This is a genomic window from Staphylococcus sp. HMSC055C03, from assembly GCF_001809385.1.
Taxonomy (GTDB): domain Bacteria; phylum Bacillota; class Bacilli; order Staphylococcales; family Staphylococcaceae; genus Staphylococcus; species Staphylococcus simulans.
This window is the reverse complement of the sequence record NZ_KV797474.1, coordinates 25517-46153: the sequence shown is the minus strand read 5'-3', so window position 1 is coordinate 46153 and position 20637 is coordinate 25517. Positions and strand designations below refer to the sequence as shown.

The following is a 20637-nucleotide window of genomic DNA, read 5'->3' as shown; positions in this document are numbered from 1 at the left end:
TGACTCTGTTAGATTAAGTGTTACATTCAAAAATCACTGTATTAGAACAGTAAATTTTTAATTGCAAATAAAAAACAATCCAGTAAAGCGTTATATGCATTACTGGATTGCTTCAATATTTATTCAATGATTACTGGTTAATTTAACGTTACTTGTATCCTTGATCTTTCAAATAAGATTGTAAGACAACAGCTTGATTATGTTTTTCATCTTTAGCGCCAAATAGAATAATCACATCTTTACGTGCATCTTTAACCATGCCTTCTAATGTTTTGAGTTCTTCATTTTGTTCATCATTGTTTTCAAGTTCTTTGATATATTTCTTTTTAAAGTCTTCGAACTTATCTGCATCATGGTTGAACCACTCTCTTAATTCTTTTGTCGGTCCGATATTTTTTAACCATTCATCCAAATTCGCATTTTCTTTTGAAATACCACGTGGCCAAACTCGATCCACTAATACACGTACACCATCATCTTCTGCTTTATCATCATAAATGCGTTTTACTTTGATTGCCATACAAGTATCCTTCCTTTCAAACAATAATCAACACTTTATATTTATTATACCCTTGTCCTATATACACAAACGAGGCGCATTTCTTATTTTAATAGGAAGAAACACAACATTCCGTATTGTATACAATCATTCTGTGGTGGTACAGCGCTTACATAGTACAACAGTAAACTGTACAGTTTCACAATAACGTCACAACTCTAAAAAGTTATGCACCATTTATAGTGATTTTAATCACAACTCATGTTATTGTAGTATGTGAAATAGATAACAAAGTTGTTTCAAGCGATAATGTTGTTCATGAGACCCCTGAGACACGAACAACAGATAGATGAGCGCTTTAAACAACGCTATCTATTTAATATTTTAATTTGGCGGCATTATTTTACGATAATGCGACGCTTTACAGTGAACGAGTACATCTCAGAACAACAACCTAGAAATGTCATTGGCAGGAACACCGTGGTAGGATTTCTGTCATGTTGCTGCATATTTCTTTAAAGATGTTCCCCGCATCCTAAAGAAACATGTATCAATTTTAGTATATTTCAGGAGGTGAGTTGCTCATATAAGCGAAAACGAAGACAGGATTACCCCATCCTAATTTCGATGCTGACATATTCGAATCATATTAAACTTTGATGTGTTTCCCCTGATACATCAAATTAACAACAAAATTTCAAAACAGCTGCATTTTAAAGTAAGTGGCTCCCCAACCATTTACTTAGTATACTCCCAACTTTCGTAAGCGGCTGTAAGGAATGATGTGCCCCGATAATATGAATCGAATGCACGAGCTTATCTCTAAAAATGAGTCGTAGGTATATTCAAAAGTTGAGCATTCATGAAACAGATAGATTGGATGACAGAGGATTCAACGTCTGCATGTCATACATGCTCAATCCACTCCTTAAAAATTGTAGGCAAAGTAAGTAATAAGAATGATAACCAATCATATTGATGAACTCTGATAGAAATATACTAAATGGTTAGTCTCAATACACTTTCCCCTGAGTGTATTGAACAATGAGTAAACTCCTTAAAAATTGATATTGTTATTACAAGTACTAGAAATGATTCCCCTTCATTTCTAAAATCACTGTAATGGAGAGAAGGTTTCCCCAGACCTTCTCTCTTTTTTGTTTTTTAACCACTTGTCGTCCCCTTGATACCACATGTATCAAAACTATTCTCATAATCATCAAGCTCTGCTTTAATAGAATTAAAGAGAGGAGCGAGTGCTCATGAAAATCAATTCCTATTTTAATCCGACTTATCCTGAAGAATATGTTGATATCTACGCACACGAACATTCCAAAACAGTCGATGCGATTATCCAAGCTGCACAACAAACATCAACCATTCAAACTTTAACAGGCAAAGAAAATGAAAACACATACCGCTTCCCCATAGAAGATTTCCTCTACATCCGTTCAGAACAGCGCAAACTCTTCGCCTATACAACATCGCATCGTCTGCACATTCAACAGCGCTTTTATCAGCTAGAACAATCCTTGCCAAAGGATTTCATCAGAATCTCACAATCAGAAATCATTAACATGCATAATATTAAGCACTTAAGCTTAAGTAAAAACGGTATGATTCATATCGAAATGAAACATGGTGAAGCAACTTATTCCTCACGACGTTATTTAAAACAATTGAAAGCGAGGTTATTCCAATGAAACATATGATTAAACAATTATGTATCGGTTTTATGGTTGGCATAACGATAGGTATCACAATGTCTCTTATCTTCTCGTTTATTTTTGCGCAAGGTCAATACGAACCCTTATCACCCGTTTCAACAATGGGAATGTACTATCATACACATCTTTCTGAAGTGATGACCATGTTCGTATGTGTCATCATATGGGGATTAATTGGTGTACTCTTCACACTCGCTGAAATGATTTATTATAAAACAGATTGGAGCTTGCTTAAAACAACACTCGTCCATTTAGTACTCTGTTATGTTGGATTCTTACCGCTTGCGATGTTAGCTGGATGGTTCCCGCTCGATTTATTAAATATCTTGGTATTTACACTCATCTTCCTCTTCATCTACAGTATGATTTGGATCATCAACTATATTAAGAATAAACGCTTAGTCAATGAGATTAATCACAAACTCAAATAAAAAAAAGCTCCCGATAAAGGATTCACTGTATCAGTGCCTGCCTCATCGGGAGCTTAATTGATTTATGATTGTGTAGTTTCATTGTGCTCAAGCTCATCAAAGAAAGCTTGGGCTGCTTTATTCACTTCTTTAAAGTCAATCCCTTGTGCTTGTGCCGCAAAAACACAGCCACAATAACATTGACGATAAATATTATAGTCTCGACACATTTCTAAAGAACGTTCATAGCCTTTATTCTTTTTGAAATCACTCGGTAAATAATTAACATCATATAATTTTTGAACTTCTGATCCTATTTCATTAATCAACTGCGCATTTTTCTTTGGCGATAATGTTAATGCGCTGCCGAAATAATCATAACCATATTTGACAGCCGCTTCTGCCACCATGTCCAAACGCATTTCAAAACATGCCGTACAACGTAAGCCGCCTTCTGGTTCATCTGTCACACCACGTTCTTTCGCCATCTTCATAAATTCATGCGGCTTGTAAGGGGCTTCGATATAGCGGACATTTGTCCCATTACGTTCATTGAAATCTTTAATAAATGCTTCTTGTACATACGCACGGCGTTCATATTCTTTCTTTGGATGAATATTCGGGTTCGCAAAATAAATCGCCACATCCGCATACTGTGTCAAAAACTCTAACACATACGTACTACAAGGCGCACAACAACTGTGCAATAAGATTTTAGGACGTTCCTCTGAGCGCTCCCATTGCTGTATCATTTTCTTTAAGACTCTATCGTAATTGATCTTTTGATTTTTCATCTTGGCTACAATGCCGTCCATTTCAATCATGGATGTCTTCGCTCCTTCTTAGTTGAGAATTTATATGTGCGTTTATTATAACGGAATTATCATGGATGTGCTATTACTCATGGTCTGATACGTTATTCTTCGGCATATTCAATGGAATCGTATAATGTGACGTGTCTTCCCAACCTTGGTGCTCAGTAAAGATTTCAAAGCCGCGTTTAAATGTTTCATCTATCGTATCTAATTCATCTAAATCACCGCGTTGTAACTCATAAACAAATTCTGTTAATTGTTTACTGAAATAAGCGCCTTCTGGTAATGTACCTTCATACGTAAAGTCAGCATCTATGAATGGATAAGGTAAGACGAAGAAAGTAGGTCCTTCAAAGTTATCATCACCGAACCAGAAACCAAATTCTACAAAACGTTCATCGAAACAACCATATTCAATCACTTGGCGTGGTTTGAATGTTTCATGCATTTCGTTATACACCACTAATGTTGATACATCGAATGTTCCCCAGAATAAACCAGGACCTTCTACACGTGCACGTAAAGGGTGCACAAAGCGTTCTAATGCACGATTCGCATACTGAAAGAGTTGGATAGCTTTCACTGCTTTATCATGGTCATAATGGTGATGTTTTGTATCTTCATCAAATGGTGTTTTATCTGCCAATTCTTGAGGTTCTGGATTAATGTCGACTTCAATATCAAACTCTTTAACTGTTCCTGTGATTTGTTTGTAGTAGTCTTGAACTGTTTTGCCATCTTGTAGTGGGAAGGTTGTCATATCTTCATTCACACGCACTTCGATTTGATCGTCTAATACGTTCACGCTGATTGAGAAATATTTTTCACCAAAATACAACATCCCTGTCGTAAAGCCTTCAGGTGTAATATTTAAGACTACATGTTCCCATTGAGGTGCTTGATAAGCACACGCTAATTTATATTTACCTAGTATTTGCGCAATTAAATGTAATGTTTGATGCTCTTCTTTCCAATCTTGATACTTTAAGATTTCCATGGAAATACCTCCTCTTTTTCTTACCTCTACCCCTTTTTATCAGAGAAATGTAAAAGAAACCGCCGAAGCGGTTTCTATCTGTTATATCTATTCAAAGACCATGTTATAGATTTACTTAACGATTAATACTGGCGTATTAGAACGTTTTGCGACTTTATGAGTCACATGGCCAAGTACGTGTTTAATTTCAATACGAGAACGTTTGTTACTCATCACAACGATATCATAATGATTTTTCTCTAACTCATCTAAAATTTCAATTGTCGGACTACCTGTTGTAAAGACAATTTCATAGTTCATGCCTTTATCTTCAAGGATTTGTATAAATGGTTTCATGTCGACTTCTTTTTCTTTTGTCACTTCTTCAAAGTGTTTGTTTTGATAACGTACATAGTTTGCTAATTCAGTTTCAGAAATCACATGATACACAGTGATTTTGGCTTGATCATTTCCTCTTGTTAAAGCTTCTAATTGGTCTGGTACATTGTTGAACGCATTACCGAAATCATACGGTACTAAAATATTATTATACATACAACTTCACTTCTTTCTTGATAAAGTTTAGTATTAACCTATTCATTATTAATATACCCTAAGTTATTAATCTATAACGGAAACTTCCTATTTTGTGCATGAAAAAACAGAAGATGCGAATAAACATCCTCTGTTATAAATTATGGCTTATAAATCTAAAGATTGGATATATGATTTGATTTCTTCTTTCATTTCATCATCTTTTAATGCATAAGCAATCGTCGTTTTAACGAATCCGATTTTCTCTCCAACATCAAAACGATGTCCCTCAAAATCATACGCAAACACTTCATCGTCATGATTCAAGCGTTCAATCGCATCTGTTAATTGAATTTCGCCGCCGCTGCCTTTATCTTGCGTAGATAAATAATCGAATATTTCAGGTGTTAAGACATAACGTCCCATAATCGCAAGGTTTGATGGTGCTGTCCCTGGCGCTGGTTTTTCGACGAATTTTTCCACTTCATACAAACGCCCATTTTGCTTCTCAGGTTTCACAATACCATAACGGTGTGTTTCCTTTTCTGGCACTGTTTGTACACCGATGACAGATTTGCCTGTTTCATCATAAACATCCATTAATTGTTTAATCGCTGGTGTATCAGATTCCACAATATCATCACCAAGTAAAACAGCGAATGGTTCATTACCGATGAATTGTCTTGCTGTCCAAATCGCATGGCCTAAACCTTTTTGTTCACGCTGACGGACATAAAATACGTTGGCTAAGTGTGTAGAGCGTTGCACTTTCTCTAATAAATCTGTTTTGCCTTTTTCTCTTAAGTTGTTTTCAAGTTCAACTTGATTATCAAAGTGATCTTCAATGGCACGTTTGTGTTTACCTGTCACAATAATAATGTCTTCAATTCCTGCGCGATAGGCTTCTTCAACGATATATTGAATCGTCGGCTTATCTAAAATCGGCAACATTTCTTTCGGCATCGCTTTTGTTGCTGGTAGGAAACGTGTTCCTAGGCCTGCTGCGGGAATTACTGCTTTTTTAATCTTAGTCATACAATATCTCCTTTTTCATCAGGTGGTCTGAAATTATCAAGATTATACCTTGACTTGTCTTTTAAACAGCCACATTTAAAACGTTCATCTCTTTATCTTTAAACTGTGATTTCATCACAAATTGTAACGTTTACATCACTGATAATATTAGGGTTTTATCGTGTAATAGTCAACTTTTAACAAAAGCACCTGATTTTCATCAGATGCTTAGTTGAGGTGTTATTTGATTAGACGAAAGGGAGGGATGTCAGTGTTCCCTTCATCATCTTTTTGTGGTTTATTGTTAATGTCGTAGCGATGATTCGCAAGATCAATTAATTTTTGTTTATAGTCCTTACTATGAATAATCTCATCTAAAATACGTAGGACATCTTCATTTTTCATTTCTTCTACTTTACCGCGGTAGATTTTTTCATAACTTGTTCTGGATGGATTTCGTCTTCATCAAGCAACTCTTCATATAACTTTTCACCAGGTCTGAGACCTGTGAATTTGATTTCAATGTCTCCATCTCTATAACCGCTTAAGCGAATTAAGTTTTTCGCAAGATCTACGATTTTAACAGGTTCTCCCATATCTAATACGAAGACTTCACCGCCATCCGCAATCGCACCTGCTTGTAATACCAGACGTGCTGCTTCAGGGATTGTCATAAAGTAACGTGTGATTTCAGGGTGTGTCACTGTAATTGGACCGCCCGCTTCAATTTGTTTCTTGAATAACGGGATAACAGAACCACGTGAACCTAATACATTACCGAATCTTACTGCCACAAAGTTCGTATGACTGTTTTCTTCATTCATACTTTGTACAATCATTTCAGCGGCACGTTTAGACGCACCCATCACATTCGGCGGATTCACTGCTTTATCTGTAGAAATCATAACGAACTTAGATACTCTCGCTTCTCGCGCTACTTCAGCCACGTTTTTTGTTCCGATTACGTTATTTTTAATCGCTTCACTTGGGTTATATTCCATCATCGGCACATGTTTATGTGCAGCTGCATGGTAAACCACATATGGTTGGTAATGACTGACGATTTTAAATAAGCGTGAACGGTCTTGAATATCAGCGATAACAGGTACGATATCAATTTGATCGCCGTATTGTTTTTGAAGTTCTTGGTGAATTAAGTAAATACTGTTTTCACCATGTCCTAACAAAATAATACGTGCGGGTGCAAAACGACACACTTGTCGACAAATTTCAGAACCGATTGAACCGCCGGCACCTGTAACCATAATCGTTTGATGTGTTAATTCTTTGGAAATCATTTCCATGTCCAACTCTACAGGATCACGTCCAAGTAAATCTTCAACTTCTACTTTCTTTAATTGGCTGACTTCTAATTTACCTGACATAACTTCTTCAATGTTCGGCATTTTCAATACAGTCGCTTGTGTGTTTTCACAAATACTATTGATTTCTCTTAAGCGCTGTTGTGTTAACGTTGGTATCGCAATAATGATATTTTTAATACGATATTTATTAACTAGATCTGGGATATCTTCAATAGTACCTTGAACTTTAACCCCTTCTGTAATCGTCAACTTTTGTTTCTTTGGATCATCATCCACGACTACAACAGGTTCCATGCCCATAGTCGGACGTTTCAACATTTGGTTAATCAACATTGAACCGCCTTCACCAGCGCCGATAACTAATGTATTCTTACGTTTAACGCCTTTACGTACCAGTGTTCTTCTAAATAAACGCCATGATAAACGAGAGCCTCCGATTAATAACACATGCATCATCCATGTGATGAAGTATAATCTCAAAAACGGACCTTCATGTGTAAAGAACGGTACGATTAAAACGGTCATGGCCATCGAACATGTGACCGCTTTAACTATGACAATCATTTCATTGACACTCGCATATTCCCAAGCCCGGTGGTATAAGTTGAATACACTGGCAAAGATGTGATGAGAAAACAGCAATACCAGTGATGATAAAATTAACAATGATAAAGAATAACCGCGGAAATATGGTTCAAGAATTAAATAACTCAAAAAGACAGAAAAAGCAACAATGATTGAATCAATAAACAATAGTAATATCAGTCGCTGCTGTCTTGCGGAAATTTTTGACACTTTATTTCACCTCAATTAATTGATCTCTGTTTACTCTCGGTGTAATGTTTATGTTATTTCTAAATGAAATGGAAAAGGTTGGGAAGCTTACCTGTCCCAACCCGCTGTTCCTCTCAGATTCTTGCTGCAAGACTTGCGCTTATCTTAGCGTTCAAAGTCATCTTGTGTTAAATCTTCTCGTTTTGTACGTCTACGTTGTTGTGTATGTTGTGTCTGATGTGTATTTGGTTTTGAAGAACTTTTTAATTGATTTAAGAACTCTCGGATTAAGATTAAAATAACTGCGATAATAAAGCCTGCGACCAACCCTATAAATGCATTTTTAGCAATGCTTGATGAAATTTCTTTCACATCATCTTTGGATTTAGAAAGAATTTCAATACCGCCATCTGGTGATATTGCATTGACCTCTTCTTTAAGTACTTCAGCAGCAGTATCTGCGATTTTCACCGCATCTTTCTCACTATTAGCCGTTGCGGTAAAGTTCAATACTTGAGAATTCGGTTGGTTGTTCACTTCTACCTTCTCAGTGATGGATTTCGCATCTTCATCTTTTCCAATCTCTTCTGCCACTTTGCCTAAGACACGTGGGCTTTTCGCAATATCTGTATATGTAGCCACAATTTGAGAATCAGCTTGGTATTTCTCAGCCATCGTCAAATCGCCTTTATCACTTTTTTCAATCAATACTTGTGAAGTTGCTTCATATTTCGGTTGCGCTATAAGTGCTGTTAACAGCACGCTTAAAATCAGACCTGCAATAGGAAAAATAATCAACCACTTTAAGTAACGCTTGATTATCCTCCATACATTTGAAAAATCAAAACTATTATTTTCTTCCATATTGCTTCGTTACCTCCGTAATGCGGAAATTGAATGATACATGTCAGAAACGTTAAAGTTATTTTAACTTACACAACAAATTCCGACCGTTTGATAACCATTATAAAGGAAAACAAAATAAATTAATTCACATTAATTGAATTGTTGCATAAGTTTTACATGTAATTAACATTCTTAAATCGCAATTAACGACAGAAACAACAAAGTATACAATAAACCTAAAGAAACGCAAAAATAGCTTCATACTTGCTTAACATTAAATGCATTAAGCATTGAAGTCACAAAAACAACTAAGATACGCATAAGCGTGCATGATCAAGTGTTAAATTGATTTTAGGTTAATGGAATGAAAAAAATGCATCATTTGAAAATAACGCACGTTTGCATGCGTGGTCATGAAGTTTAAGCAACTGTCTATTCTTACATAAACAGCCTAGCTTTTTCGTTGCGAGTTGGAGATGTTCTAAGATGAGGAATAAATAATCGCACCAAAATTTGTGCCTAAAACAAAAAAATCATTTCTATCATTATTATGATGACAAAATGTTTGTTAACAAGATTGATTATAATATACAACAAACTTAAAAGGCAATAGGCTTGACAATCCATTTTCAAAATTTTGTAAAGGTTCATACACATACTCAGTTTGTTTGAAACAAACAAAAAATGTAACACTGTTCAAATAATGTTCGAAATAACTTTTAAACTTTATATTGTAGTCATCTTCTTTTTAGTGTAAAATATCAATGATAATAGTTATCAATTAGTAATAAACGAGAGAGGTGTCCCGTATGGTAGACGCAGCAAACGCCAAAAAAGGTTTAACTTATAAAATCATCAACATGAACTTCGATAATACAATGCTAGCACATCGCTTAAGCGCACTTGGTTTTACAGTCGGAAGCAAAATTAAAGTACGTCAGAAATTCTTCATGAAAGGTCCATGCACATTAGAAATGGACGGACAATGTATCGGCATCAGACATTGTGATGCATGTAAAATCACATTGGAGCAAGCGCATGTCTAATACCTATTGTATTGTCGGCAATCCGAATGTCGGCAAAACCACACTGTTCAATGCTCTGACAGGTTCATATGAATATGTCGGCAACTGGAGCGGTGTGACCGTTGAAAAGAAAGTCGGTATTTTATCAGATAAGCAAGGAGATCTGGTCGATTTACCTGGTATTTATGACTTATTACCGATTTCGAAAGATGAAACAGTCGTGACAGATTATTTACTGCACGATGAGTTTTCAAAAATCATCAACATTGTCGACGCAGTACAATTAAAACGTAATTTATTATTAACGACACAATTGATGGAATTCGGGGCGCCTTTATTGCTTTGTTTAAATATGGGCGATGTCGCAGAGAAACGCGGCATCCAAATCAATCGTAATTTATTGATGCGTCGTTTGAAGTTGCCGATCTTGCCGATTGTGGCGAGAAGCGGCCAAGGTATCGATAGCATCTTAGAACTCTTGAAAGAAGAAACTTTATCTACATCACAACCATTGAAAATTCCATACGAGCATAAAGTTGAACACGCCTTATCTGAAATACAACATTATTTAAAACATCATTTAGAATTGCCTGAGAAACGCCATCGTTTTATCGCTGTTCAATATTTACTGGGCAATCCAGCCATTGAACACTATATCAGTGCACATCATCATGAAGATTTACGTCAAATCCGTAATCATCTTGCTGAACAATTAGATATTTCAATCGTGGATAGTATGCGTCGTTCACGTACTGAGTTTATCGACACACTTATTGAAGATGTCATTACGCATCAAGATAAGAAAAAACAATATTTGACTGACCGTATCGACAAAATTTTAACAAATAAGATTTTAGGTATCCCTATCTTTTTAGGTATCATGTGGCTGATTTTCCAAGCGACCTTCTCATGGATCGGTACCCCGCTGTCAGATAAATTAGATGAATTTATCGGCGGTACCTTTACAGATTGGGTCAACCAAGGAATGGATGCGATTGGACTCTTCCCATTCATGAAAGATTTGATTACAGATGGGATTATCGCAGGTGTCGGTGCTGTCTTAGTTTTCGTACCGCAAATCTTAATTCTATTCTTCTTTATTTCAGTATTAGAGGATTCAGGTTATATGGCACGTATTGCCTTGATTATGGATAAAGTCATGGAAGGCTTAGGTCTTAATGGTAAATCATTTATCCCAATGATTATCGGTTTTGGTTGTAATGTACCAGGTGTCATGGCAACGCGTTCTATTGAACAAGAGAAAGAGCGTTTAACGACGATTTTAATTACACCATTCATGTCATGTTCAGCGCGTTTACCTGTATACGCATTATTTGTAGGTGTTTTCTTCCAAACACACCAAGCACTCATCGTGTTAAGTTTATACGTGATTGGTATTGTCGTCGCATTAATTGTCAGCTTTGTGATGACAAAAACAATTTTGAAAAAGGAAAACTCAGTTTTTGTGATTGAATTACCACCTTATCGTTTACCATCAGCAAAAACACTTTGGCGTAGTACATGGGAAAAAGCAAAAGGCTTTGTGAAAAAAGCAGGTACATTTATCTTCGGTGGATCAGTCGTTATTTGGTTATTAAACTATGCAGGTCCAACTGGCTTTGGCGTTGATGTTGACTATAGTTTCTTACACTTAATCGGTGCAGCGATTGCGCCATTATTGATTCCTTTAGGATTCAGTTCATGGCAAGCGGGTGCTACATTAATCCCTGGCTTCTTAGCTAAAGAAGTCGTTGTCAGCGCAATGGCGATTATTTACGCCGTAGACAGCCAAGGTTTAACAAATATGATTGCGAGTCATTTCACAACCGCATCAGCGTATGCGTTTATGTTATTTATCTTATTGTACATTCCATGTTTGTCCACTGTCGCAGCCATCAGAAAAGAAACAGTGTCTTGGAAATGGACGATTATCGCAACACTTTATCCGATTGCGATTGCCTATCTCCTAGCATTTGTGTTCTACCAATCTAGCCAACTCTTTTTCTAGGAGGAATTATTTATGACACTACTCATTAATCTTGTCATCTTTTTATTGATATTTGGATATGCGACCTTTACAATCGTCCGCTTCTTCAAAAAATCAAAACAAGGCAAATGCGCAGCTTGTGACATCAACAAAGGTTGTGGTCATTCAATGCCTAAAGAAATGAAAAAACATCAACAACATCACTCATCATAAATTTACTAACAGTAGACATACATCCTTTCATAGGGGTGTATGTCTTTTTTAGTCAACTACCTTTTATTATAAGATAGTTGACAAAGACTATAATCTATACTATCTTACATTATAAGTTAGTTAGTTTTTGCTGATGTAACGAGGTGACATATATGACAATTTCTAATCAAATTATGAAAGGTTTACTAGATGGTGCTATTTTAGCTTTAATCGCTCAAGGAGAAACTTATGGTTACGAAATCCTAGAAAAACTTAATGCACAACAATTTCCGGAAATCAGTGACGGCAGTATTTATCCTGTATTACTGCGTCTCAGTAAAAAAGGTTACATCCAAAGCGAAACACGTAAATCAGATTCCGGTGGTCCTAAACGTAAATACTATACCATTACGCATGATGGACAATCAGAGCTGAAACAATTCAAACAAAAGTGGCATGCGTTAAATCAAGGCATGAACAACCTATTAGGGAGTGACAAAGAATGTTAAATCAATCAGAAGAAACATTTTTACTGAAATTACGTATGACGTTGCTAGAGAGAGGTAAAGATGAAAACGTGGTAGAAGCAATTGAAGAAGAATTGCGCGATCATTTCCATGAAGCACACGCACATGGACATTCGACCAAAAGTATTACTGATCATTCTGTGGAGTCTTATATCAATCATATCTCACAAGAAGTCCCTCATGATCGTAAATGGGTACGTTTTTTAACTAAAACAATCACTATGGTGTTGTTACTTACTATTCTGCCCAGTTTCTTTTATGGTCAATTTAATTTGACTTTAGGCCTTATCATTCATTTAGCTATAGTGCTCTTAGTCGGCTTTTTAATTTGGAAGGTTATTAAAACAATAGTGATTAAATGGGGTTATGAAATCTTATCCAGAGACAAGACTCCTATTAAGCTTTATGTCGCTTGTTTCTTTTTAGGAATCATTGTCATGGGCCTTTTTGTCGCAAGTATATATTTCACATCACACTATCCTATTTATACGTTCATTACACTTTCAAGTCGTACAAGTTTAATTGTAGGTTGTGTGCTGATTGGCATCATTTTATGTATTACAGCACTGAAGAAAGAGTGGATGTTGATGATGGTCGCTTTAGTTATTACGTTGCCTAACCTCATCACATTTATGATATTTGGTAATAACGAAAGCCAACAAGCTGTCACGACTGAAGTGGTTATCTTATTAATTTTGCTGGTTGTCTTTAATGTGGTGAATTTTATGATGTTCAGAAAAACGGATAAAGAAGCTGATGAAAGATAGTAATCAAAATAAACCTAAAGGCCGACAACCTTTAGGTTTATTTTTTATGCATAGCTATATTCATAAATTTTCTTGAGTCGACCGACTTCTACCGCACAGACGTGTTGATGTGTTAAATCTACGAGTGATAAACGTTTACCGTGTCCTGCGCCTGTATCGATATCAATCGTATGGTCTGCGACGTGAATGCGATGTTGTTTAACCCCTAATCGTTTCGTCGGTACATGACCATGTACGACACATTTTCCTTTAATTTTTCGCGATAATTTTGCGGGCGGTTCAAACCCAGATACTTCTTTTAATTTTTGTTTGGATAAACACTTCTTAGGGTTAACTCCTGCATGAACAAATAAGTAATCCCCAATATGTGCCATACTGTCGAATTGTTTTAAGACAGCTTTCCATTTGCGTTTCTCTTTTTCTTTTGACTTCATCCAGCGTACATCATGATTGCCTAATAAAACAATCGCACCTTCACGATGTAACTGTTGTACCATTTTAAGGGTCCCATCAGAATCAGGTCCATGATTGACATAATCCCCTAACAAAACCAGCTGATCACGTTTAGGATTATAATCTACATAAGCAAGTAAGGTTGCGAGTGCTTCTTTATGTCCATGAATATCTGATGAGACGAGTAGTCTGCCTTTCATGATGATGCATGCCTCCTTTATCGTGTTCTCTCTATTTTGTTTGCTTGTTTTTAGTATAGCGAAAAACTGCCGAATTGTTTTTTAAATTTTTGTAAAGTTAGAAAGAGGTTGGGTGAAGCGGTGGTGTATCATTCAAGTTGATATAATAAACCAGACGATCTGTCCATTCCCCGTTCTCAAAAATAAATTGTGTTCTGGTACATTCATACTCAAAACCGCACTTCTTCAATAAGGCGATGGAGGCATGATTACCTGGATGTACATGGGCTTCTAGTCGATGATATTTTAAACGCTTAGCAATTTTAAATATGGCAGTAAAAGCTTCATACGCATAACCTTGACGCCAAAATTGATTATGAATCGCATAACCGCATTCTGCCCATTGAAAATGTTGACGTGCTAACGTTACTAAATTGAAGTTGCCGAGATGTACACCATCAGCTTTGCGAAATACACCAAAGACATAAGTATCATCTGATTGAATAAGCGCTTGTTGTTGTGCAATCAAACGCTGAAACCACGCTTTAGAGTAATGAGATATCTCTAAAAAACCTTCATCAAAAGGACTTTGAGGCATGGCTCGACCTGCATAGCCTTTTACCCATTGCTCATAATCTTCTGTATTCATTGGTTTGACTTCTAACCGTTCTGTTGTTTCTGTTAAGTATTCAAACTGCATCTCTTCCCTCCTCTCTTCTAATCTGGATTATTCACATTCTTACGCTTTTTCATTCAAAAATGTTATATTTAAATTGAAATTAACTAAATAATAATTCTAAAAGGAGGTCATCCTATGTCATTCAAGGAATATGTAGAAGATGTTGTAGAAACAATCAAACATATGCGCTTTGGTTCTAAAAACGGTATTATCATGATTGTTTCTGCCATTGTGTTAAGTGCGATCACAACACCAATTATCGGTCTTCCATTAGGCGCTTGGATTGGTTACTATTTAGAGAAAAACGGTAAATAATTTTGATAGACGCTATGTAAAGAAATCCCTTGAGACACTTTATTAAAGTACTCAAGGGATTTTTATTTATTTTTGAAGTACTAACAAGTCACTTGTGAGATGACGTGTAGCTTGATAGGCTTGTTGGTAAATTTCAAAGTATGCTTCATACGTCTGATGACGTTTTAAATCAGGTTGGAACACTTTTGAATAATGAATAAAGGCCTCTGCACAATCTTTCAATGAATCATACCAGCCTAAGCTGTATGCTGCTAACATTGCTGCACCCATACTTGGTCCTTCTTCATGTTTCAACTTATAGATTTCAGTGTTGAAGACATCTGCTTGAAGTTGGAGCCAGAAATCACTCTTAGCACCGCCACCTGTTGAGACAATCTTAGTCACATTGCGTCCAATACTACGCAAGTATACTAATGAATCATATAAAGAATACGTAATACCCTCTACCACTGCACGTCCAAAATCACCACGTGTATGATTACCTGTAATACCAATAAAGCTGCCTCGAATTGACGCATCACCATGCGGTGTACGCTCTCCAACTAGATAAGGTGTAAAGATTAAACCGTGTGCACCAATTTGAGACGCTTCAGCATCTTTCATTAAAGTGGTGAAATCATCTTCAGGATAAAATTCACGTTTAAACCAACTCAAACTATAGCCTGCACTTAACGTCACACCCATTAAATAGTTAACATCCGGTACCGCATGATTCATCAAATGAATTTTATGACCATAGCCTTCTGATTCTCCGACAGGTTCGCAAATTAATAACACACCTGATGTACCGATACTACAAATCGCATCATCAGGATGAATCACGCCTGAGCCTAGCGCTGCACATGCATTGTCTGCCCCACCCGCAAAAACAGGTACAGGTTTATTAAGAGACAATTGTTGTTGTAACTCAGCTTTTAATACACCGACTTGTGCGTGTGATTCAACTAAGTCTGGATAAATATGGTCTGGAATATCAAACGAAGCACCTAACGCTTTATCCCATGCCTTAGTTTGTGGATTTAATAACATCGTTGCAGCCGCATCTGAATACTCTGTGTGCAATACACCTGTTAACGCAAAGCGTAAATAGTCTTTCGGCAACATAAACGTATCAATTTGTTTAAATAAATCCGGTTCATGTTGTTGTACCCATAAGAGTTTAGTCAGTGTAAATCCTTCGACCACAGGATTACCAAGAACTTGATCACCATACTTCGCTTTGATTTGTTCACATTGAGGAGTCGTACGTGTATCGTTCCATAAAATTGCACGTCTTAATGGTTGACCTGCCTGTTCTACAATAACAAGTCCATGCATTTGACCTGAAAATGAAAGACCTTCAATCGAAACATCTGATAATACTGGTTGTGCTAATAAATGATGGAGCCCATTTACTGCAGCTGCCACCCATTCTTCTGGTGCTTGTTCTGAATAACCTGGATAGTCGTGATAAAGTTTGAGCGGTTCACTTTGTGTGCCGAGTACATTGCCTAAGCGATCGACCGCAATCAGTTTAATTGCGCTCGTTCCTAAATCGATGCCAATCACCGCTTCTGTTGTCATGTAAATCATCCTTTCCAAACGATTGAATACGAGTATTTTGATGAATCAAGTATTACTTTTTATCTCATTAGTTATAGTATAGCGTTTTCATTTATATAAATATATATCCTTTATACTAAATTTATCTTTATTATGTATACATCGGTATGCTAGAAACCTCACATACCTTATTACTCAAAAAAGCACACGAGCAACGTTTGCTCGTGTGTCTTTGATTGATGTTATTAAGAATTCCATAAATCCGCTAAACCTTGGAATGATAAGAATCCTGTTACGATTGTTACGAGTACAGCAAGTACACCGAACATTAACATCCATGTTGGATGTTTGTAATCGCCGACAATTGACTTTTTCTTACTTGCGATTAAAATAACACCTAATGTAATCGGTAAGATTAAACCGTTCAACGCACCTGCGATGATTAATAATTTAACTGGTTTACCGATTAATAAGAATGTAATCGTTGAAACAACGATGAACACAATCACAATGATATTACTGCGTTTCATCAATGATTTGCTTAACGTTTTCAAGAATGTTGCACTTGTGTACGCTGAGCCGATTACTGATGATAAGGCAGCTGCGAATAATACGATACCGAAGATATTCTTACCAATTGGTCCAAGTGCGTGTTCGAATACTGATGCTGGCGGGTTTTCAGGGTTTAATGTCACACCTGTAACAACCACACCTAATACAGCTAAGAATAATAAACCACGCATGACACCTGTTGTTAAGATACCAGCAATCGCTGAATGGTTAACAAACGGAAGATAGTCTTTCCCTTTAATTCCTGAATCCAAGATTCTGTGTGCACCTGCGAATGTGATATAACCACCTACAGTACCACCAATTAATGTGATAATCGGTAATACTAAAGCACCTGGATGTTCAGGCATAACCATTTTCTCTGCAGCTTCTAAGTATGGTGGATTTGATTTCACCATTACATACGCTGTAATACCAATCATCATTACCCCTAAGATCATCGTTACGAAGTCCATCACTTTTTGACCGCTCTTACTAATGAATACGCCAATTGCTAAAATGGCTGTAATTGCGGCACCCCATTTTACATCAATACCGAAAATCGCATTTAAACCTAAACCGGCTCCTGCGACGTTACCGATATTGAAGGCCAGACCACCGATCGCAACTAAAATGGAAATGAAGGTCCCTAACCCTTTAACCATTTTGTTCGCGATTTCTTGTCCACGTAAGCCTGTCACAACCAAGATACGCCAAATATTGATTTGCGCTCCGATATCAATAATGATAGATAATAAGATCGCAAACGCGAAACTTGCGGCGAATTGTTGTGTGAAAACCGCTGTTTGTGTTAAGAACGCTGGACCGATGGCTGATGTCGCCATTAAGAAGACTGACCCTAATAACAGTCTCTTATGTTCCTTAGTGAACTGGAACTCCGGTTTGTTTTCTCCCATAGATTAACCCCCTAATTTCGTAATCGAAATACCTTCTTTCGTTAGTCTTTCTCGTATTTTCGATACGAATTCCAATGCATGCGCGCCATCGCCATGCACACAAATTGTATCTGCTTTAAGCTCAATTTCTTTTCCTGTTTTCGCAATGACTTTGTTTTCTTTAACCATCTTCACAACCTGTTCAATCGCTTCATCCGTATCCGTTAACACAGCGTCAGCTTCTTTACGGCTTACTAGTTGACCGTTTTCTTCATAACGTCTGTCTGCGAATACTTCATTTGCGGCTTTCAAACCGACTGCTTCGGCTTCTGATACTAATAATGTATTAGATAAGCCCACTAAAATTAGTGATGGGTCCACGTCATATACTGCTTGTGCAATTGCGTGTGCAATATCTTTGTCACGTGCACCCATGTTATATAAGGCACCATGAGGTTTAACATGATTGATTTTGACATCGTGAATACGGCAAAACGCTGATAAAGCACCAATTTGGTATGCAACCAAGGTATAAATCTCATCAGGTGATAAATCCATATTACGGCGTCCGAAACCTTGAATATCATGGAAGCCTGGGTGTGCACCGATGCCCACACCGTTTTCTTTCGCAAGTTTCACAGTTTCATACATTACATTTTCATCACCTGCGTGGAATCCGCAGGCAATGTTTGCGGAGGTAATCAAAGGAATAATTTGATGATCTCCACCGAATGAATAATTACCGAATGCTTCGCCTAAATCACAATTCAAATCTATTTTCATGTTAAAGCAGCCCCCTTAGTAATTTGATGACGGTCTAAGAATTTAATATCGACATCTTTAGCATCACCATCAGCGTATGCTGGATATGATAATACCGCATACAAGAAATCAGCCGTTGTTGAGAAACCGTCAATGACCATTTCATCAAGTGTTGCTTTTAATTTCTCAATCGCATGCGTACGGTTTGCACCTTTGACAATCACTTTTGCGACAAGTGAATCATAGTAAGGTGACACGACATAACCTGGATACAATAATGAATCGACACGTACATTGAAACCTTGTGGTAAATGTAATGCTTTGACTTTACCAGGTGAAGGTTGGAATTTACGTTCTGGATTTTCTGCGTTGATACGTGCTTCAATCACGTGGCCAGTGAAGTGAATATCATCTTGGCTGAATGGCAGTTCTCCATGTTTCATTAAGTAAAGTTGTGCTTGTAATAAATCTCTGTCAGCACGCATTTCTGTGACAGTATGTTCTACTTGGATACGTGCGTTCATTTCGATGAAGTAATATGCATCATCAGTTACTAAGAACTCGATTGTACCCGCACTACGGTAATTAGATGCTTGCGCAACTTTAACCGCGTCTTCACAAATCTTTTGACGCTTTTCTTCTGATAGTGCTGCACATGGTGATTCTTCGATTAATTTTTGGTTTTTACGTTGTACTGAACAGTCACGTTCACCTAAGTGTACATAATTTTCTTTACCGTCACCGATAACTTGTACTTCTACGTGTTTCGCAACTGGAATAAATGCTTCAACGTAAATACGATCATCATCGAAGTATTTTTTACCTTCACTTTGTGCTTCTTTAAAAGCTTTCTCTAAATGTTCTGGTTCTTTAACGATACGGATACCTTTACCGCCACCGCCGCTTGCGGCTTTTAATACGACTGGATAACCGATATCTTTAGCAATTTCTTTAATTTCATCAACAGAATGTACCGCACCGATAGAACCTGGGATAATCGGCACATCGGCAGATTCAACTGTTTGACGTGCAGTGATTTTATCACCCATCATTTCCATCGTACGTTTTGTCGGTCCAATAAAGTAGATATCATTTTCTTCTACTTTTTGCGCAAAGTTAGGGCTTTCTGATAAGAAACCATAACCTGGATGGATTGCATTGGCACCTGTAATTTCTGCTGCTGCAATAATACGATTAATATTTAAATAGCTATCAAGCGGATTCGCTTCGCCAATACAAATGGCTTGGTCTGCTAAACTGACATGCAGACTCTTTTCGTCTCCTTTCGCATATACGGCTACTGTTTCAACGCCCACTTCACGGCAGGCACGAATAATACGTACAGCGATTTCTCCTCTATTCGCAATTAAACAACGATACATGATAATTTCTCACCCCTTTACTTAACTTCAATCAGTGCTTGGTCATATTCTACATTTGTGCCATGATCAACTAAGATATCTGTAACTTCGCCTTCTACTTCACTAGTTACTTCATTCATGACTTTCATTGCTTCGATATAACCGATAACATCGCCTTTTTTAACTTTGTCTCCGACTTTCACAATCGGTTCAGTTAATTCTTTTGTATCTTGCAAGAAGAATGTACCGACCATTGGCGCATTCACTGTTTCACCAGATGCTTGGTTATCAGCTTGTGGTTCTTGAGCCGCTTCTGGTGCTGGATTAGATGTTGCTTGATTTTGAATTTGTGTTGCTGGTTGTGTTTGTTGCGGTGATGAAAAATCTAATTCAATTTCATGTGCCTCATCTTTATATTTGAACTTGTTCACCTTGTTCTCTTTAACTAAGTTAATTAAATCTTTGATTTCTTCTAATTTCATT

The 20637-nt window shown here is 37.0% G+C and carries 21 protein-coding genes and 1 pseudogene; 8 read left to right on the top strand and 14 right to left on the bottom strand.

The genetic code is table 11. The features are described 5' to 3' along the window. Positions 1-148 precede the first annotated feature (148 nt). Entirely contained in the window at positions 149-520 is a 372-nt protein-coding gene (locus HMPREF2603_RS00340; RefSeq protein ID WP_002479856.1) for a DUF488 domain-containing protein, read from the bottom strand. Positions 521-1761: 1241 nt separating this feature from the next. On the opposite strand from HMPREF2603_RS00340, the gene HMPREF2603_RS00335 reads away from it, so the two are divergent. After that, positions 1762-2202, top strand: coding sequence for a LytTR family DNA-binding domain-containing protein (locus HMPREF2603_RS00335; RefSeq protein ID WP_060803570.1), 441 nt, complete (start codon positions 1762-1764; stop codon positions 2200-2202). Beyond that, a complete protein-coding gene (locus HMPREF2603_RS00330; RefSeq protein WP_057510022.1) occupies positions 2199-2657 on the top strand; it encodes a DUF3021 domain-containing protein in 459 nt (152 codons plus the stop codon). Before HMPREF2603_RS00335 ends, HMPREF2603_RS00330 begins: the two co-directional genes overlap by 4 nt. 62 nt (positions 2658-2719) lie before the next feature. Here HMPREF2603_RS00330 and HMPREF2603_RS00325 read toward each other — a convergent pair whose 3' ends face one another. The 6 genes and pseudogenes from HMPREF2603_RS00325 to HMPREF2603_RS00300 all read right to left on the bottom strand — a co-directional run bounded on the left by HMPREF2603_RS00325 (position 2720) and on the right by HMPREF2603_RS00300 (position 8938). After that, complete coding sequence (locus HMPREF2603_RS00325) at positions 2720-3460, bottom strand: epoxyqueuosine reductase QueH (protein WP_002479859.1); 741 nt, start codon at positions 3458-3460, stop codon at positions 2720-2722. 73 nt (positions 3461-3533) lie between these two features. Beyond that, positions 3534-4448 carry a DUF5996 family protein gene (locus tag HMPREF2603_RS00320; protein ID WP_083297506.1) on the bottom strand — a complete coding sequence of 305 codons (915 nt, stop codon included), beginning with the start codon at positions 4446-4448 and terminating at the stop codon, positions 3534-3536. A gap of 111 nt (positions 4449-4559) precedes the next feature. Then, entirely contained in the window at positions 4560-4982 is a 423-nt protein-coding gene (locus HMPREF2603_RS00315; protein WP_002479861.1) for a universal stress protein, read from the bottom strand. A gap of 147 nt (positions 4983-5129) precedes the next feature. Beyond that, positions 5130-5996: a UTP--glucose-1-phosphate uridylyltransferase GalU gene (gene galU, locus HMPREF2603_RS00310; protein WP_002479862.1), complete on the bottom strand. Its 867-nt coding sequence runs from the start codon at positions 5994-5996 to the stop codon at positions 5130-5132. Between the two features lie 219 nt (positions 5997-6215). Further along, a pseudogene (locus tag HMPREF2603_RS00305) lies at positions 6216-8095 on the bottom strand (polysaccharide biosynthesis protein). 144 nt (positions 8096-8239) lie between these two features. Then, positions 8240-8938 (bottom strand): YveK family protein, encoded by a 699-nt coding sequence (locus HMPREF2603_RS00300; RefSeq protein ID WP_060803569.1) that lies wholly within the window; start codon positions 8936-8938, stop codon positions 8240-8242. 791 nt (positions 8939-9729) lie between these two features. Here HMPREF2603_RS00300 and HMPREF2603_RS00295 point away from each other — a divergent pair. The 5 genes from HMPREF2603_RS00295 to HMPREF2603_RS00275 all read left to right on the top strand — a co-directional run bounded on the left by HMPREF2603_RS00295 (position 9730) and on the right by HMPREF2603_RS00275 (position 13418). Continuing rightward, entirely contained in the window at positions 9730-9966 is a 237-nt protein-coding gene (locus HMPREF2603_RS00295; protein WP_002479865.1) for a FeoA family protein, read from the top strand. Continuing rightward, positions 9959-11953: a ferrous iron transport protein B gene (gene feoB / locus HMPREF2603_RS00290; protein ID WP_070501858.1), complete on the top strand. Its 1995-nt coding sequence runs from the start codon at positions 9959-9961 to the stop codon at positions 11951-11953. Before HMPREF2603_RS00295 ends, feoB begins: the two co-directional genes overlap by 8 nt. A 12-nt stretch (positions 11954-11965) precedes the next feature. Then, entirely contained in the window at positions 11966-12145 is a 180-nt protein-coding gene (locus HMPREF2603_RS00285; RefSeq protein WP_060803567.1) for a FeoB-associated Cys-rich membrane protein, read from the top strand. Positions 12146-12297: 152 nt separating this feature from the next. Further along, positions 12298-12633, top strand: a complete 336-nt coding sequence (locus HMPREF2603_RS00280; protein WP_060803566.1) for a PadR family transcriptional regulator — start codon at positions 12298-12300, stop codon at positions 12631-12633. Next, entirely contained in the window at positions 12627-13418 is a 792-nt protein-coding gene (locus tag HMPREF2603_RS00275; RefSeq protein ID WP_060803565.1) for a hypothetical protein, read from the top strand. Before HMPREF2603_RS00280 ends, HMPREF2603_RS00275 begins: the two co-directional genes overlap by 7 nt. 44 nt (positions 13419-13462) lie before the next feature. Here the strand turns inward: HMPREF2603_RS00275 and HMPREF2603_RS00270 are convergent, their stop codons facing one another. Next, a complete protein-coding gene (locus HMPREF2603_RS00270) occupies positions 13463-14071 on the bottom strand; it encodes a metallophosphoesterase (RefSeq protein ID WP_002479869.1) in 609 nt (202 codons plus the stop codon). A gap of 97 nt (positions 14072-14168) precedes the next feature. After that, the gene (locus HMPREF2603_RS00265) at positions 14169-14750 is read right to left on the bottom strand and encodes a GNAT family N-acetyltransferase (protein WP_070501855.1); all 582 of its coding nucleotides are present in this window, start codon (positions 14748-14750) and stop codon (positions 14169-14171) included. A gap of 114 nt (positions 14751-14864) precedes the next feature. On the opposite strand from HMPREF2603_RS00265, the gene HMPREF2603_RS00260 reads away from it, so the two are divergent. Continuing rightward, complete coding sequence (locus HMPREF2603_RS00260; RefSeq protein WP_002479871.1) at positions 14865-15044, top strand: VraH family peptide resistance protein; 180 nt, start codon at positions 14865-14867, stop codon at positions 15042-15044. 66 nt (positions 15045-15110) lie between these two features. Here HMPREF2603_RS00260 and xylB read toward each other — a convergent pair whose 3' ends face one another. The 5 genes from xylB to HMPREF2603_RS00235 all read right to left on the bottom strand — a co-directional run bounded on the left by xylB (position 15111) and on the right by HMPREF2603_RS00235 (position 20636). Beyond that, entirely contained in the window at positions 15111-16607 is a 1497-nt protein-coding gene (gene xylB, locus HMPREF2603_RS00255; RefSeq protein ID WP_002479872.1) for a xylulokinase, read from the bottom strand. A 224-nt stretch (positions 16608-16831) separates the two neighbouring features. Then, positions 16832-18052 (bottom strand): NRAMP family divalent metal transporter, encoded by a 1221-nt coding sequence (locus HMPREF2603_RS00250; RefSeq protein ID WP_070501854.1) that lies wholly within the window; start codon positions 18050-18052, stop codon positions 16832-16834. Between the two features lie 3 nt (positions 18053-18055). Next, the gene (gene pxpA / locus HMPREF2603_RS00245; protein WP_057510028.1) at positions 18056-18814 is read right to left on the bottom strand and encodes a 5-oxoprolinase subunit PxpA; all 759 of its coding nucleotides are present in this window, start codon (positions 18812-18814) and stop codon (positions 18056-18058) included. Further along, positions 18811-20175, bottom strand: a complete 1365-nt coding sequence (locus tag HMPREF2603_RS00240; RefSeq protein WP_002479875.1) for an acetyl-CoA carboxylase biotin carboxylase subunit — start codon at positions 20173-20175, stop codon at positions 18811-18813. The genes pxpA and HMPREF2603_RS00240 overlap by 4 nt, the downstream gene beginning before the upstream one ends. Before the next feature lie 17 nt (positions 20176-20192). After that, the gene (locus HMPREF2603_RS00235) at positions 20193-20636 is read right to left on the bottom strand and encodes an acetyl-CoA carboxylase biotin carboxyl carrier protein (RefSeq protein ID WP_023015510.1); all 444 of its coding nucleotides are present in this window, start codon (positions 20634-20636) and stop codon (positions 20193-20195) included. Position 20637 lies beyond the last annotated feature (1 nt).